This is a genomic window from Actinomadura rugatobispora (genome assembly GCF_042656285.1).
Taxonomy (GTDB): Bacteria; Actinomycetota; Actinomycetes; order Streptosporangiales; family Streptosporangiaceae; genus Spirillospora; species Spirillospora rugatobispora.
In genome coordinates this window covers 69,805-85,596 of sequence record NZ_JBHSON010000044.1, presented here as the reverse complement: position 1 = coordinate 85,596, position 15,792 = coordinate 69,805, and the positions used below count along the sequence as shown (strand labels likewise).

General features: G+C 75.4%; 13 protein-coding genes. 8 read left to right on the top strand and 5 right to left on the bottom strand.

What is annotated here, in order from left to right; all coding sequences use genetic code 11:
* Positions 1-134 precede the first annotated feature (134 nt).
* Positions 135-929, top strand: a complete 795-nt coding sequence (locus ACFPZN_RS29190; RefSeq protein ID WP_378285444.1) for an enoyl-CoA hydratase/isomerase family protein — start codon at positions 135-137, stop codon at positions 927-929.
* Between the two features lie 42 nt (positions 930-971).
* Here the strand turns inward: ACFPZN_RS29190 and ACFPZN_RS29185 are convergent, their stop codons facing one another.
* A complete protein-coding gene (locus ACFPZN_RS29185; protein WP_378285436.1) occupies positions 972-2,876 on the bottom strand; it encodes a Xaa-Pro dipeptidyl-peptidase in 1,905 nt (634 codons plus the stop codon).
* Positions 2,877-3,143: 267 nt separating this feature from the next.
* Here ACFPZN_RS29185 and ACFPZN_RS29180 point away from each other — a divergent pair, with 267 nt between their 5' ends.
* Both ACFPZN_RS29180 and ACFPZN_RS29175 read left to right on the top strand, forming a co-directional pair.
* On the top strand, positions 3,144-5,264 hold the full coding sequence (locus ACFPZN_RS29180; protein ID WP_378285443.1) for an ABC transporter ATP-binding protein: 2,121 nt from the start codon (positions 3,144-3,146) through the stop codon (positions 5,262-5,264).
* A gap of 244 nt (positions 5,265-5,508) precedes the next feature.
* Positions 5,509-5,673: a hypothetical protein gene (locus ACFPZN_RS29175; RefSeq protein ID WP_378285435.1), complete on the top strand. Its 165-nt coding sequence runs from the start codon at positions 5,509-5,511 to the stop codon at positions 5,671-5,673.
* Here ACFPZN_RS29175 and ACFPZN_RS29170 read toward each other — a convergent pair.
* Positions 5,636-6,778, bottom strand: a complete 1,143-nt coding sequence (locus tag ACFPZN_RS29170; protein WP_378285434.1) for a sulfotransferase family protein — start codon at positions 6,776-6,778, stop codon at positions 5,636-5,638. The two genes, ACFPZN_RS29175 and ACFPZN_RS29170, sit on opposite strands and share 38 nt — an antisense overlap.
* A gap of 117 nt (positions 6,779-6,895) precedes the next feature.
* Here ACFPZN_RS29170 and ACFPZN_RS29165 point away from each other — a divergent pair, with 117 nt between their 5' ends.
* The 4 genes from ACFPZN_RS29165 to ACFPZN_RS29150 all read left to right on the top strand — a co-directional run bounded on the left by ACFPZN_RS29165 (position 6,896) and on the right by ACFPZN_RS29150 (position 11,060).
* Positions 6,896-7,660 (top strand): SIR2 family NAD-dependent protein deacylase, encoded by a 765-nt coding sequence (locus ACFPZN_RS29165; RefSeq protein ID WP_378285433.1) that lies wholly within the window; start codon positions 6,896-6,898, stop codon positions 7,658-7,660.
* Between the two features lie 145 nt (positions 7,661-7,805).
* Entirely contained in the window at positions 7,806-9,008 is a 1,203-nt protein-coding gene (locus ACFPZN_RS29160) for a S66 peptidase family protein (protein ID WP_378285432.1), read from the top strand.
* Positions 9,005-9,895, top strand: coding sequence for a hypothetical protein (locus ACFPZN_RS29155; protein WP_378285431.1), 891 nt, complete (start codon positions 9,005-9,007; stop codon positions 9,893-9,895). The genes ACFPZN_RS29160 and ACFPZN_RS29155 overlap by 4 nt, the downstream gene beginning before the upstream one ends.
* A 16-nt stretch (positions 9,896-9,911) precedes the next feature.
* Complete coding sequence (locus tag ACFPZN_RS29150; RefSeq protein ID WP_378285430.1) at positions 9,912-11,060, top strand: glycerate kinase; 1,149 nt, start codon at positions 9,912-9,914, stop codon at positions 11,058-11,060.
* 19 nt (positions 11,061-11,079) lie between these two features.
* Here the strand turns inward: ACFPZN_RS29150 and yczE are convergent, their stop codons facing one another.
* Positions 11,080-11,751: a membrane protein YczE gene (gene yczE, locus ACFPZN_RS29145; protein ID WP_378285429.1), complete on the bottom strand. Its 672-nt coding sequence runs from the start codon at positions 11,749-11,751 to the stop codon at positions 11,080-11,082.
* A gap of 94 nt (positions 11,752-11,845) precedes the next feature.
* On the opposite strand from yczE, the gene yczR reads away from it, so the two are divergent.
* Positions 11,846-13,327, top strand: coding sequence for a MocR-like transcription factor YczR (gene yczR / locus ACFPZN_RS29140; RefSeq protein ID WP_378285428.1), 1,482 nt, complete (start codon positions 11,846-11,848; stop codon positions 13,325-13,327).
* A gap of 55 nt (positions 13,328-13,382) precedes the next feature.
* Here yczR and ACFPZN_RS29135 read toward each other — a convergent pair whose 3' ends face one another.
* On the bottom strand, positions 13,383-13,817 hold the full coding sequence (locus tag ACFPZN_RS29135) for a CBS domain-containing protein (protein WP_378285427.1): 435 nt from the start codon (positions 13,815-13,817) through the stop codon (positions 13,383-13,385).
* 134 nt (positions 13,818-13,951) lie between these two features.
* A complete protein-coding gene (locus ACFPZN_RS29130) occupies positions 13,952-15,736 on the bottom strand; it encodes an SDR family oxidoreductase (protein WP_378285442.1) in 1,785 nt (594 codons plus the stop codon).
* Positions 15,737-15,792 lie beyond the last annotated feature (56 nt).

Genomic DNA, 15,792 nt, shown 5'->3' with positions numbered 1-15,792 from the left:
AGGTGGCGCCCGCCGCGGTCGGGGTGCCGTACGGGTTCCACTTCCAGACCAGCCGGCTCCCGCAGCCGCTGGCCTACAGTCCGGGCGGGTCGGTCCTGGCGGTCGGGGGCGAGGACGGCGTCTCCGGCGAAGGCGTGCCCGGCCGGGGCACGGAGGCCGGGCCCGGCCTGGAGGAGGCGGGGCTCCGCCTCGACGTCGAAGGCCCGGTCGCCACGCTCACGCTGAACCGCCCGGAGCGCCGCAACGCGATGACGTTCGCGATGTGGCACGCGATGGCGGCGGTGGGCCGGAGCCTGCCCGAGGACGTCCGGGTGGTCGTGGTCCGCGGCGCGGGGCCGTCCTTCTCGGCCGGGATCGACCTGGGCATGTTCGCCCCCGGCGGCGAGGGGGAGCGGCGCTTCTCCGGCGGCGCCGACCCGGCCGAGGCCGACCGGTTCATCGCCGGGCTGCAGGAGGGCTTCACCTGGCTGCGCCGTCCCGGCGTCGTGTCGGTCGCGGCGGTGCACGGCCACGCGATCGGCGCCGGGTTCCAGCTGGCGCTGTCCTGCGACATCAGGGTGATCGCCGACGACACGTCGTTCTGCATGAAGGAGCCGGCGCTCGGGCTGGTGCCCGACCTGACCGGCACCAAGCCGCTGGTGGAGATCGTGGGCGTGCCGCGCGCCCTGGAGCTGTGCCTGACCGCCCGCACCGTCGGGGCCGAGGAGGCCGCCCGGCTCGGCCTGGCCGAGATCGTGACGCCCCGCGACGGCCTGGACGCCGCCGTGCGGGGCCTGGTCGACTCCCTGCTGGCGGTGAACGCCGGGGCCGCCGCGGCCACCAAGCGGCTGCTGTGGCAGGCCCCGGAGCGCACGCTGGAGGAGCAGGCGGCGGCCGAACGCCATGAGCAGATCGGCCGCCTCCGCGAGCTCTTCGCCTCCCGGCCCTGAGGCCGACGGATCCCCGTCAGCGGGGCCCGTCGGCCGGGGCCGTCAGCCGAGGGCCTCGCGGCCGCCGGGGGCGAGCGGCAGCCACACCTTGCTGGCGCCCGGCCGGAGGGCGAGCTCCGTCCCGGCCGGGTGGCGGAGCGTGTAGTCGTGGTCGGTGGACAGGACGATCACGCCGAGCCGGTGGCCGGGCTTGACCACGTAGTCGGTGGGCTCGAAGTCCCAGCGGAAGTCGTAGGTCTGCCCGGCCCGGATCGGCTCGGTGCGGGCGGGGCTGTGCCGGTTGCGGGCGTCCAGCCACCCCCGCGTGATGATCTTGAAGGGGGCGGTCTCGGTCCGGTGCCCCAGCCGGGTCGTGCAGCCGTCGTCGCCGGGCACGCCCTGGCCGTAGCAGACCCGCTCACCGGTGTCGTAGCGGGCCCCGGTCGGCCGGGTGTCGGTGCCGTAGTCGACCAGCAGCGCCGTCAGGTACGGCGAGCGGCCGTCCAGGGACGCCCTGACGTCGGCCTTCGGGATGCCGTTGATCCGGACGGGCGCCTTGAGCGGCGGGGTGAGGTAGGCCAGCCGGTTGGGGTCGGCCTGGTCCTGGTTCACCAGGAGCTGCTCGGCGGTACGGGTCCGCCCGGCGTCCACCAGCGACTGCGCGGCGCCGGGGCGCGGGAGGGGCGACAGGGAACCCGGCTGGGCGGCGCCCGCGCCGGCGTTCAGGCTGAGCGGCACGCTGCGGGTGCCGGGGACGGGCCAGTCGCGCGCGGTCTCCCACTGGCCGGGGGCGCGTTCGATGTCGACGCGCGGTTCCCGGGTGACGCCGTTGTCGATGTCGTACAGCCACCGGTCGAACCAGTGGTGCGTCTGCCGCAGCCACTCCTCCAGCCGCCAGCGGAAGGGGGTGGCGTGGTCGGCCTGGTGCAGCCACAGCTTGCGCGGCACGCCCGACTGCTTGAGGGCGTTCCACCACTGCACGGAGTTCTTGACCTTGACGTTCCAGTCGTTGAGGCCGTGCACGACCATGACGGCGGCGCGGACCTTGCGGGCGTCGCCGACGTAGTCGCGCTCGGCCCACACCCTGCTGTAGTCGCCGGTCTCCCGGTCCTGGGTGGCGGTCAGCTCGTCGATCACCGTCCGGCAGACCTCGGGGTCCTTCCGGGTGAGGACGACCTTGGCCAGGATGTCCAGGTCCTCGCCCTGGAAGCCGCCGGGCGCGACGACGCCGCCGTTGGCGCGGTAGTAGTCGTACCAGCTGGAGATGGCGGCGATCGGCACGATCGCCTTCAGCCCCTCGACGCCGCTGGCCGCCGCCATGTTGGGCAGGGTGCCGTTGTAGGACTGCCCGATCATGCCGACGTTCCCGGTGGACCAGCCGGCCGTGACCGGGGTGCCGTCGGGCGCCCAGCCGCGGGCCCGGCCGTTCAGCCAGTCGACGGCGGCCTTGGTGCCGGCCTGCTCGGCGCGGTCGCCGGAGGTCGGGCAGCCGGTGGAGCCGCCGGTGCCGATGCTGTCGAGGTTGGCGACGGCGTAGCCGCGCGGCAGGAAGTAGTTGTCGTAGTAGCCGGGGAAGATCTCGGCGAGATTCCGCTTCGGCGCCGCGCTCTTGCGGGTCTGGGCGCCGTCGACGTCCACGGGGTAGAGCGGGATGTCGTGGGTGCCGGCCCAGTACGGGCTGGGCTCCAGGATGGTCGGCACCTTGAGGCCCCGGTCGGTCTCCTTCGGCCGCATGACGCGCAGCTGGACCCGGTCGCGGACGCCGTCCCGGTCGCTGTCGACGGTGGTCTCGATGCTGACGGTCTGGGTGACCGCCTCGGCGCGGGAGAAGACCGGCTGGGTCTGGCCGTTCTCGACCTTGATCCGCGGCGGCGCGGGGGCCGCCCCGGCGGGCGGCGCGGCGGTGGCGAGCAGCGCGGCGACGAGGGTGATCACGCCGGCGCCGCCTCGTGTGAGACGTCGTGTCACGGGGGCTCCAGGGGGTGATGAGCCTGACGATGTCGATCACTTGTAACCCGCCGGACCGCGGGCGTCCAGCCGGTGGCCCGATATCGACCTTCTTGAGCCGAACGCGTGACCCGGGCGTTACGCCGTGAGCGGAGCGGGGAAGCCCCGGCGGTCGCGGGGCGTTCTGGTCGGCGGACACTGAGATGCTTACTTGATTACGTGCCCCCGGCCGGGGCGCGCGTGTCGATGTGGGCGGTGCCGCAGAGATCTCGGAGGCTGCAAGTGGGGATGCCGGGAATGCCGGGCAACGGCTGGCAGGTGATGGCCTCGTTCCGCCGCGACGGGTCGGTCACGCAGCAGCGGCTGAAGCCCGGGACCGTCAAGCGGATCGCGGGCTACGCCCGCCCGTACGTGCGCGAGCTGGTGCTGTTCCTGGCGCTGAACTCGCTCGGCGCGCTGATCGTGGTCGCCAACCCGCTGCTGCTCAAGGCGATCATCGACCGCGGCATCGTGCCCCAGCGGCACGACCTGGTGGTCTGGCTGGCCGTGGCGGTGGCCGGGCTGGCGCTGCTGGAGGCCGTGCTCGGGCTGGCCCAGCGCTGGTACTCGGCGCGCGTCGGCGAGGGACTGATCTACGACCTGCGCACCCAGGTGTTCGGGCACGTGCAGCGGCAGCCGGTCGCCTTCTTCATGCGGGCGCAGACGGGCTCGCTGGTCAGCCGGCTCAACAACGACGTGATCGGCGCCCAGCGCGCCCTCACCACCACCCTGTCCTCGGTGGTCTCCAACGTGATCAGCCTGGTGCTGGTGCTGATCACGATGATGATCCTGTCCTGGCAGGTCACGCTGATCGCCCTGCTGCTCCTGCCGGTGTTCATCTTCCCGGCCAAGTGGGTCGGCAAGCGGCTGTCGGGCATCAGCCGCGAGCAGATGAAGCTGGACGCGGAGATGAGCTCGCTGATGACCGAGCGCTTCAACGTGGCCGGGGCGATGCTCGCCAAGCTGTACGGCCGCCCCGCCGAGGAGGAGGAGAACTTCTCCCAGCGCGCCGCCCGGGTGCGCGACATCGGCGTGGTCGCCGCGATGTACGGCCGGGTGTTCTTCACCGCGCTCACCCTCGTCGCCGCGCTCGCCACGGCCATGGTGTACGGCGTCGGCGGCTTCCTGGTCGTGGACGGGAACTTCCAGCTCGGCACCCTGGTGGCGCTGGCCACCCTGCTGACCCGGATGTACGGCCCGCTGACCGCGCTGTCCAACGTCCACGTCGACGTGATGACCGCGCTGGTGAGCTTCGACCGGGTGTTCGAGGTCCTCGACCTGAAGCCGCTGATCGCCGACAAGAAGGACGCCCGCGTCCTGGGCGGCCGCGACGGCGCCGCCTCGCCCGGCGGCGACCTGGACGCCCTGGACGGCCGGGGCCGCGCGGACGGCCCGGAGAGCCCGGCGAGCCCGGACGGGCGGTCCGCCTCCGGGACGGGTGGGGCTCCCCACGTCCTCGACGTCGGCGGCGGCGTCGACCTGGGCAAGGGCCACGCGCGCGCGGCCGGGCCCGGGCAGGTGCCGGCGGAGGCCCCCTCGGTGGAGTTCGACGACGTCCAGTTCGCCTACCCCTCCGCCGAGGAGGTGTCGCTGGCCTCGCTGGAGTCGATCGCCCGCACCGACACCGCGCCCGGCCGCGAGGTGCTGCACGGGGTGTCGTTCACGGCCGCGCCGGGGCAGCTGGTCGCGCTGGTCGGGCCGTCCGGCGCGGGCAAGTCGACCATCACCCACCTGGTCTCCCGCCTGTACGACGTGTCGGACGGCGCGGTCCGGATCGGCGGGCAGGACGTCCGCGACGTCACGCTGGAGTCGCTGCGGGCGCAGGTCGGCGTGGTCAGCCAGGACGCCCACCTGTTCCACGACTCGATCCGCGTCAACATGCGCTACGCCCGTCCCGACGCGACCGACGAGGAGATCCTGGCCGCGCTGGAGGCCGCGCAGGTCGGCGAGCTGATCGCGGACATGTCCGAGGGGCTCGACACGGTCGTGGGGGACCGCGGCTACCGGTTGTCGGGCGGCGAGAAGCAGCGGCTGGCGATCGCCCGGCTGCTGCTGAAGGCCCCGTCGGTGGTGGTCCTGGACGAGGCCACCGCGCATCTGGACTCCGAGTCCGAGGCGGCCGTGCAGCGGGCGCTGCGCACCGCGCTGGCGGGCCGCACCTCGCTGGTGATCGCGCACCGGCTGTCGACGATCCGGGAGGCCGACCAGATCCTGGTGATCTCCGGCGGCCGGGTGGCAGAGCGCGGCCGGCACGAGGAACTGCTGCTGGAGGGCGGCCTGTACGCCGAGCTCTACCGGACCCAGTTCGCCCGCCAGGCGGGCGACGGGGACGGCGGCGGGCGGGCCGCGTCCCTGCTTTCCCAGGAGTAACCCCCGGTTTCCGGGGAATCACCCGTGTCCGCGCTTCGGATGCGGTTTCCTTGTCTTTCTTTCGCCGCGCCGGGACGGCAACCCGGCGGCCATCCGCGCGCGTCAGAGTTCAGCACAGAGTGTCAGCGCGGCGCCGGCGTCCGCACGGAGCGTCCCGGCGCGGCGGTCGCCGGTGCGCGCCGCCGTCACCCGCGCGCGGTGGACGACAGGCGGGATCGACATGGAGATGAAGAGGAGCGGCAAAGTGCGTCTGACGATCGGCCCGGTGCCCAGCGCGGCACAGGTGGCCAAGAACGGTCCGGCCCGTTACACGGTCATGCTGGTGGGGCTGGGCGCGGCGGGGGTGGCCATCGGGTGGCTCGGCCCGCGGCTCACGGCCGCTCCGTCCGGGCTGCTGCGCCGGCGCTGAGCGGGTAGCCCAGGCGGCTCAGCTCGGTACCGGCGATCCGTTCGACCTGGGCGAGCTGGCGCGGCGTGAGACGCTCGCGCCAGCCCCCGGCGCCGGCCGGGTCGCGGTCGCCCTTGCGGCCCTCGCCCTTGCGCAGGTCCGCCTTGCGCAGGTCCGTCTTGCGCGGGTCGGCCTTGCGGAGGTCGGGGCGCAGGAAGTCGCCGAGGCGCGCCTCGGGCCTGCGCAGCTCGGCCCGGCGCGGTTCGGCCCGGCGCGGTTCGGCCCGGCGCGGTTCGCCGCCGCGGGCCCCGGCCTCGCGGGCCAGGTTGGTCAGGGCGAGCTTGGAGATCTGCGAGCCCAGGTACTCCGACACCTCGTCGGAGACCTGGCCCGGCCGCCGCACCAGGTCCTCGTACCGGACGGTCAGCAGCTGCTCCTCGGGCGTCTGGGCCCGCAGCCTGGCGCTGAGCCGCACCGAGCCGCGCCAGCGCAGCGCGCACTTGACCGCGGCGGCCGCGCGGGGCCAGCGGGCGCGCTCCATGACCTCCTCCACGCCCAGGAACGGGTTGGGGAACACCTCGTCGAGGTTGGTCAGGCCGGGCTTGAACCAGGCCATGCAGCGCTCGTCGTCGAGCATGTCGGCGACCACGTCCCGGCCGTCGCGGATCACCTGGACCAGCTGGGCGTCGGGGAAGGCGTCCAGCAGCACGTCCGCGCTGTAGATCAGGTCGGGGGAGGCGTCGGCGAAGCGGTCGACGCCGCGCGGCTCCGCGCACGGGCCGGACTCGGGGTCGCCGCCCTCCGGCAGCGGGCGCAGCCCGGCCGCCTCCCAGCATTCGGCCGGGCACTCGGCGCAGCCGCGCCCGGAGATCTGCCAGGCCTCGGCGTAGGCATCGCGCAGGACCCGGGCGGCGCCGCGGCCGCGGTCGGAGGCGATCGACGGCCGCCGCGCGAACGCGTAGGTCACCCGGAGCACGCCGGGCCGCCCGACCGTCAGATGGAAGCCGGCGGAGCGCTTCACGGCGCGGGCCAGCAGATCGGCACCGGAGTGCGGCGAGCCCAGCACGAACACCGGGCGCCGGACCTTGGTCCCGTTGATCACCAGGATGTGCGGCGTTGCCTTCATACCACCGCCCAGTCTCTCACTTCGGCGCGGGCCCGGGTTCCGGGCGTCTCCTGTCCTCCCCGTAGCCTGCCAGGATAATCAGTCCAGAATGGGGCGTTCCGGTCCTAGCCTGTGACCATGAGCGCAACCACCCTGGCCGGCTGGCTGCCGGAGTCGGGCATGATCACCGTACTCACCGGAGCCGGAATCAGCACCGACAGCGGGATACCCGACTTCCGCGGGCCCCAGGGCGTCTGGACCAAGGACCCCACCGCCGAGGCCATGTCCACGATCGGCACGTACCTGGCCGACCCCGAGGTCAGGCGGCGCGCCTGGCGGTCCCGCCGCGACCACGCCGCCTGGGACGCCGAGCCCAACGCCGCGCACGCCGCGCTGGTCGACCTGGAGCGCGCCGGCCGGCTGCGCGCCCTGATCACCCAGAACATCGACGGGCTGCACCAGCGCGCCGGATCGGGCGAGTCGGCGGTGATCGAGATCCACGGCACCATGCGCGAGGCCGAGTGCCTGTCCTGCGGGCTGCGCACCCCGATGCCCGAGGTGCTGGCCCGGGTGGACGCGGGCGAGGAGGACCCGCCCTGCCCCGACTGCGGCGGCATCCAGAAGTCGGCGACGATCTCGTTCGGGCAGGCGCTGAAGGAGGACGTGCTGGACGCGGCGCTGCGGGCCGCCCGCTCCTGCGGGCTGTTCCTGGCCGTGGGCACCTCGCTGACCGTCCAGCCGGCGGCGGGGCTGTGCCTGGAGGCGGTGGAGACCGGCGCCCGGCTGGTGATCGTCAACGCCGAGCCCACGCCCTACGACGAGCTGGCCGACGCGGTGCTGCGCAGGCCGATCGGCGAGACGCTGCCGCGGCTGGTCGCCCTCGCCCTCGGCTCCGCGCCGTGACGGTCCGTGCCGCGACGGCGACCGGAGGCCGCCCCGGCGTGGGGAGGGCCACGCTTTGTCGCCGGGTCGTGACCGGCGCCCTCTTCCCCTCGGGGCTCAATCCTGACAAGCTCTATCCGTTGCGGAGCGAGGAGGGATCGGGTTGGTGAGCGGGGTCGCCCGCGCGGGGGCAGAGGACGACCGCCGGAGCGTGTCCGACCGGCCACTTGACCGTACCTCCGATCGCCTGTCCGGATCGGACGGCGACGGGGAGCGCGATCCGGGCCTCGATCCCGGCGACGAACCGGGCCGGGCGCCCGCCTCCGGGCCCCGGCGCTTCGCCCGGCTCCGCCCGGGTGACCGAGTGGTCGTGATCGCTCCCAGCGGACCCGTGGACCCCGATCGGCTCGAGGCCGGCCGCGCGGTGCTGTCCGGGCTCGGCCTGGAGGTGACGGTGGCCCCGCACGCGCTCGACCGCACCGGCCTGGCCGGACCGGCGCGCGAGGGCTGGCAGCGGCTGGCCGGCGGCGACGCCGACCGGGCCGCCGACCTGCGGGCCGCCTGGTGCGACCCCGGCGTGCGCGCCGTGCTGTGCGCCCGCGGCGGCTACGGCGCGACCCGCCTCCTGGGCCTGCTGGACTGGGACGCGATGGCGGCGGCGGGCCGAGGGACCGCTCCAAAGATCCTGCACGGCTCCAGCGACGTCACCGCGCTGCACGTGGCCTTCGGGGCGCGGCTGGGCGTCACCACCTCCTTTGGGCCGATGCCCGCGGGCGAGGTGTTCGCGGGCGGCCGCGGCGAGGACCGCGACCGCTCCCTGGAGCACTTCCGGAAGGTCCTGTTCGCCCCGGACGCCGGCGACGCCCCCCAGACCTCCGGCGGTGCCGCGCACGGCGCCGAAGAGGGGCCCAGGCGCCCCGCGGCGGGCCGGGGGAGCGGCGAGGTGACCGGCACCCGCGCCCTGCGGCCCGGACGCGCCGAGGGCCTCCTCACGGGCGGCACCCTGTCGCTGCTCACCGCGCTCCTGGGCACCCCCGACCACCCGCCGCCCGCCGCCGGCCGGATCGTCTTCCTGGAGGACGTCTCCGAGGCCCCCTACCGCATCGACCGGATGCTCACCCAGCTGCTGCGGTCGGGCTGGCTGGACGGCGCGGCCGGGATCGCGCTGGGCACCTGGACCGGCTGCGGCGACCCCGCCGAGGTCGAGGCCGTCCTGGCCGGGCGGCTGGCGCCGCTCGGCGTGCCGATCCTGGCCGGGCTCCCCGCGGGGCACGGGCCGTGCCAGCTGACCCTGGAGCTGGGCGCCCCCCACCGGCTCGACACCGGCGCGCTGACCCTGGCCGCCGCGCCTCAGGGAGGTGTGCGATGAGCGGGCGGCACGCCCGTCCCGACCCCTCGGACGACGGCACCCTGGACTCCCTCCTGGTGCTGGTCGCCGAGAGCCTGGGCTACGCGTCCCGGCGGGTCCCCGGGGACGTCATGCTGCTGGAGGGCGCCAACCGCCTGCACGTCAGCATGCGCAACCTGCGCCAGCTGGCCCGGCTGGTGCCCCGCGACGACTGGCCGGCGCTGGTCTCCGACCACGTCACCACGATCGTGACCGCGATCGAGGAGCCCCTCGACCTCAGCGACTTCGACCTGGCCCAGCACCTGCTGCGCACCCGCATCTACCCGGCCGAGGCCGACAACGGCGTGCTCGCCGCACGGCCGTTCGCGCCCGGGCTGATCGAGGTGGTGGTCGTCGACACGCCCACCACCGTCCGCACCGTCACCACCGACGAGATGGAGGGCTGGCCGGTCTCGGGCGACGCGCTGTTCATGCTGGGCCGCGCCAACGTCCGCGCCGACGGGCCGCTGCAGCTGGAGGAGCAGGACGTGGGCGGCGTCCGGGTGGCGGCCCTGCACGGCTGGACGTTCTACGCCGTCACCCATCTGGCCTGGCTGGAGGAGTACCTGCCGATCGGCCCGTACGGCGCGCTGGTGATCGCCCCCAACCGCAGCCTCATCGTCGCCCACCCCATCCAGCCCGCCGAGGGCGGCCCCCGCGCCCGCTACCGCGCGGCCGTCGCCGCGGCCAAGGAGCTGCAGAGCCAGGCCCACACCGCCTACGAGGAGGGGCCCGGGTCGCTGAGCCCGCACCTGTACTGGTGGCGGGCGGGCGAGATGACCCTGCTGGAGACCAGGTACGAGGACGACGCGCTGGTGCTGCCCGCCGACTTCGCCTCGGTCCTCACCACGCTGACCGCCGAGCCGTGACCGGATGGAGCCTTCGTTGAACCGGGAGTCCCGTCCGCCGCGGATCGTCGTGGCGCCCGACTCGTTCAAGGGCAGCCTCGGCGCCGTCGAGGTGTGCGCCGCCGTGGAGGCGGGCGTGCGCCGCGCCTACCCCGACGCCGACGTGACGTCCGTGCCGATGGCCGACGGCGGCGAGGGCACCCTGGACTGCTTCCTCAGCGTCCTGGGCGGCCAGGAGCTGGTGCTGACCGCCCAAGATCCGCTGGGCCGCCCGGTCCGGGCCCGCTACGCCCTGTCCGCGCACGGCGACGCGGCGGTGGTGGAGCTGGCCTCGGCGTCCGGGCTGCCGCTGCTCGCCGACTCGGGCCTGGACGCGCTGCGCGCCGACACCGCCGGGACCGGCGAGCTGATCGCCGACGCGGTCGGGCACGGCGCCCGGGAGATCCTGGTCTGCATCGGCGGCAGCGCCAGCACCGACGGCGGCACCGGACTGCTGCGCGCCCTCGGGGTGCGCTTCCTGGACTCGGCCGGCAAGGAGCTGCCGCCGGGCGGCGGAGCCCTCGCCCGGCTCGCCGCGATCGACGACAGCGGCCTGTCCAAGGAGGTCCGGGAGACCCGGTTCCGGGTGGCCTGCGACGTGACCAACCCGTTCGTCGGGCCGCGCGGCGCGGCCGAGGTCTTCGGCCCGCAGAAGGGCGCCACGCCCGAGCAGGTCGCCGCGCTGGACGCCGCGCTGACCCGGCTCGCCGACGTCCTCGCCGAGCACACCGGCGTCCGGGTGCACGACCTGCCCGGCGCGGGCGCGGCCGGGGGCACCTGCGGCGGGCTGGTGGCGCTGCTCGGGGCCGAGCCCGCCCGCGGCGCCGACCTGGTGGCCGACACCGTGGGCCTGCCCGCCGCGCTGGACGGCGCCGACCTGGTGATCACCGGTGAGGGCCGGGTGGACGGCCAGAGCGCCGGCGGCAAGGCGGTCTCCGTGGTGGCCGCGCTGTCCCGCGAGCGGGGCGTGCCGGCGGTGGCGCTGGCCGGGAGCGTCGCCGGGCCCTTCGACGAACTGCACGCGCTCGGCCTCACCGCCGCCTTCAGCCTGGCCGACGGGGCCCGCACCCTGGACGAGCTGACCGGCTCCGCCGACCGGCTGCTGGCCGACCTGGCCGAGCAGGTCGTCCGGCTCCGCCTGGCCTGACCGGCGGAGCGGCCGGCCGTCAGGGGCGGGCGGCCTCCGGCTCGGGACGGGGCTCGGATCGGGGGCCGGGCCCGGGTTCGGCGTCCGGCTCGCCCGCGGGCGCCGCCTTCGGGTCCTTGATCTCCAGCATCGGCAGGAACACGTGCGACAGCGGGCCGATCGCGACCGCGTACAGCAGCGTCCCGATCCCGACCGTGCCGCCCAGCAGCCAGCCGGCGGCCAGGACGGTCAGCTCGATGGCGGTGCGGACGACCCGGACCGAGCGCCCGCGCGCGGCCAGCCCGGTCATCAGGCCGTCCCGCGGTCCCGGGCCCAGCCCGGCGCCGATGTAGCAGCCGGTGGCGACGCCGCCCGCCAGGATCCCGGCGGCCAGGTACGCCCAGCGCGCGGCCGCCGCCCCCGGGTCGGGGAGCAGCCACAGGAACAGGTCGGCGAACAGGCCGACCAGCACGACGTTGCTGATCGTGCCCAGGCCGGGGCGCTGCCGCAGCGGGATCCAGAACAGCATCACCAGCGCGCCCACGATGATGATCCACGCGCCGATGGACAGCCCGAACCGCCGGGACAGGCCCTGGTGGAACACGTCCCACGGGTCGTTGCCCAGCGTGGAGGCCACCTGCAGCGCGATGCCGAGCCCGTACAGGGCCAATCCCGCGTACAGCTGCACCAGCCTGCGTGCCATCAGGGCCATTTTCGCGAACCCTCCCAAGATCCACCGATGATGATGGCCAGTCTCGCCGCCGGTGGCCTGGTGATTGAAGGGCCAATGTGGAAAAGTGGCCTTTATGGGGACGCGTTACGTGGGCGGGTCGCAGCTGGCCCGGATGCTGGGGGACGTGCCGCAGGAGCGGCCGTACTACGCCGCGCTGGCCCGGGCGGTGCGCGCGCTGGTGCTGGACGGGCGGCTGGCGCTGCGCACCCGCCTGCCCGCCGAGCGCGACCTGGCCGCGGCCCTCGGGGTCAGCCGCACGACGGTGACGGCGGCCTACGACCGGCTGCGCGAGGAAGGGTACGTCGAGAGCCGGCAGGGCGCGGGCAGCTGGACGGCGCTGCCGCCCACCACCATGTCCGCGCTCGCCCCCCGCCCGGCGCCGGTGCGGACCGGCGCGGCGGACGGGCGGTTCGGGATGGCGCACGCGCCCGCCGACGTGCCCGGCTTCATCGACCTGGGCTGCGCGACCCCGGGCGCGCCGGCGATCTTCGAGGAGGCCGTCGCCGCCGCGGTCGCCGAACTGCCGCGCTACAGCTCCGGCCCCGGGTACGAGCCCGCCGGGCTGGCCGGCCTGCGCGAGGTCATCGCGGCCCGCTACGCCGAGCACGGCGTCCCGACCCGGCCCGACCAGATCGTGGTCACCACCGGCGCGCAGCACGCGTTCACCCTCCTCACCCAGACCATGGTCGAGGCGGGCGCGCCGGTCATGGTCGAGCGTCCCACCTACCCGCACGCGCTGGGCGCGCTGCGCAGGCTCGGCGCCCGGCTGGTGCCGGTCGGGGTGAACGAGGGCTGGGACGTGGAGCTCATCGCCGGGAGCATGCGGCAGGCGGCGGTGGGCCTGGCCTACACCGTCCCCGACTTCCACAACCCCACCGGCCTGCTGATGGGGGCGGAGGACCGGGCCGCGCTCGTCGGCGCGGCGCGCCGCGCCGACACGCTGCTGGTCGCCGACGAGACCTTCGCCGAGGTGGCGCTGGACCCGGCCGCGCCCCGGACGCCGCCGATGGCCGCGTTCGACACCGGCGGGCGGGTGGTCAGCATCGGCTCGGCGTCCAAGCTGATGTGGGGCGGGCTGCGGGTCGGGTGGATCCGGACGACGGCGCCGCTGGCCCGCCGGCTGACCGTGGCGCGGGAGCCGATGGACCTCGCCGGCCCGGTCATCGACCAGCTGATCGTGCGGGAACTGCTGCTGCGGGTGGAGGAGGTCCGCGCGGAACGGGCGGCCGGCCTGGCGCTCCGCCGGGACGCGCTGGCCGCGGCGCTGCGCGACCGGCTGCCCGGCTGGGAGTTCGGGCTGCCCGAGGGCGGCATGTCGCTGTGGGCACGGATGGACGCCCCGGTGGCGACGGCGCTCGCCGAGGCGGCCGAGCGGCTGGGCGTGCGGGTGGTGCCCGGGCCGGTGTTCGGCGCCGACGGCGTCCTGGAGGACCGCGTGCGGCTGCCCTACGTCCTGCCTCCGGACACGCTGCGGGAGGCCGTCGACCGCCTGGCGGTGGCCTACCGGGAGGTCCGGTCGGCCCCGCCGGCGCGCCCGCTGCCCGCCTACGTCTGACCCCGGCCCCCTCGGCGGGGGCCGGGGTCAGCGCCGAGGGCGGCGTACGCGCCGGTCAGGGGGCGCGCTGGATGTAGTCGACCAGGTACTCGCGCTCGCTCTCCAGCTCGTCGATCGCGCTCTTGACCACGTCGCCGATGCTGACGATCCCGGCCAGCCGCCCGTCCTCCACCACGGGCAGGTGCCGGATCCGGTGCTCGGTCATGGTGCGGCGCAGATCGTCCACGTCGGCGCCCGGTTCGCAGGTCCGCACCTGCGCGGTCATGATCGTCGAGACCGGGCGGCCGAGCAGGTCGGCGCCGTGCTCGTGCAGCCGGCGGACCACGTCCCGCTCGGAGGCGATGCCGGCGATGGTGGCGCCGTCGGGGGAGACGACGACGGCGCCGATGTTGTGCTCGGCCAGGGCGGCCAGCAGGTCTCGTACGGTGGCGTCGGGACGCACGGTGGCCACCGTCGTCCCCTTTCTGCGTAGAAGGTCGCGGATCCGCATGTGCTCACGCTCCGGTGCCGGTTCGGACGCCAGCCCGGGTGGGGACCGCGGTGGGCCGTGCGCCGGGCTCCTGTTGCCAAAATGGCACGTTCGGCCGGGCGGGAAAACCCCTTCGCGGTAAACGACCTCGCCGATCAGCCGAGGTCGAGCCGCGCGAACAGCCGCATCAGCCCCGGTGACAGCCGCGCGCCGGCCCGTCCGAGCCAGGCCTCGGCGGTGACCGGGACGACCGCCCGGTCGTCGCGCACCGCGGCGACGATCCGCTCCGCGACGCCCTCGGGGCCGAAGCCGCGCAGCGCGTACGCGCGGGCCGCCCGCCGCCGGCTCGCGGCCTGCTCCTCCTCGCCGAGGCCCACGAACGCCGACGTGCGGGTGATGTCGGTGTCGACCACCCCCGGGCAGATCGCGCTGACGCCGATGCCCTTGCCCGCCAGCTCCGCCCGCAGGCACTCCGACAGCATCAGCACCGCCGCCTTGGTGGTGGCGTAGGCGGGCAGGGTGCGCGAGGGCGTGTACGCGGCGGCCGAGGCGGTGTTGACGATGTGGCCCCCCTGCCCCCGCTCGGCCATCTGCGCGGCGAACAGCCGGGAGCCGTGGATGACGCCCCACAGGTTGACGTCCAGGACGCGCTTCCAGTCCTCCACCGAGTGGTCGAGGAAGGACCCGGCCATGCCGATCCCGGCGTTGTTGACCACCACCTCGGGGACGCCGTGCTCGTGCAGGACGGACTTGGCGAAGTCCTCCATCGCCTCGCCGTCGGCCACGTCGATCCGGTACGCGTGCCCGGCCGGGCCGACCAGCGCGGCCAGTTCGGCGGTGCGCTGGGCGGTGGCCGGGTCCAGGTCGGCGGCGACGACCTCGGCGCCGCGCTCGGCGAACGCCAGCGCGGTGGCCCGGCCGATGCCGCTGCCCGCGCCGGTGACGACCACCAGGGCGCCCTCGAACGGCCGCCGGCCCCGGCGGACCCGGGCGCGGCGCAGCGCGCGCTCCTCGGCGGCGGTGAGCGGCCCGCCGGCGACCCCGGTGATGTGCTCGGTGATCCAGGCGGCGACGGCGCGGGGGCGGGAGCGCGGTACCCAGTGCCCGGCGGCGACGGTCCGCAGCGACAGGTTCGGGACGCGCTCGCCCAGCCCGCGCACCAGGTGCGGGGAGACGAACAGGTCCCGCGTCGGCACGATCACCTGCGTCGGCACGTCGGTGCGGCGGTCGCGGGGGCGGCGCAGCCGGCCCGGCATGTTGGCCCGGTAGAGGCCGACGCCGGCCGCGCCGTCGCGCGGCAGCGTGCGGGCCGGATGCCCGGGACGGGGCGCGATCCCCTCGCCGATCTCCAGCGCGCGGGCGAACGCCCGGGTCATGCCCGTCCGCCACAGCGCCTCGGGCAGCAGCGGGGTCTGGAAGAAGTAGATGTACCAGGACCGCAGGCCCTGCCCGGCGGCCTGCCGGACGCTGCGCGGCGTGGGCCTGGTCAGGTTGCGGCGGGTCAGGTGGCCCACGTGGTCCAGGCAGGGGCCGGAGATCGAGGTGAAGGAGGCGAACCGGTCCGGCATCGTGCAGACCGCCTCCCAGCCCTGGATGGAGCCCCAGTCGTGGCCGACCAGGTGGACCGGAGCCGGCCCGCGGGCGGTCGCCTCCAGGACCGCCCGCAGGTCGGCCATCAGGTGCTCGAAGGCGTAGTGCCGGCGGCCGAACGGGCGGGACGACGCCCCGGCGCCGCGCACGTCGTACCGGACCACGTGGAAGCGCCCGGCGAGTTCGGCGGCCACCTCGTCCCAGACGGCGTGGGTGTCGGGGTAGCCGTGCAGCAGCAGCACGGTCGGCCGGGACGGGTCGCCCTGCTCGTAGACCGCGAGATCGACCCCGTCGCCGCGGACCCGCCGCCGGGTGACCCCGGTCCCGCCCGTGCCCGGCTCTCCGCCCATGCCCATGCCCTCTTCCTCGCTCGTGCCCTGTCCTGCGCCCATGCCCCGCCGCCCGC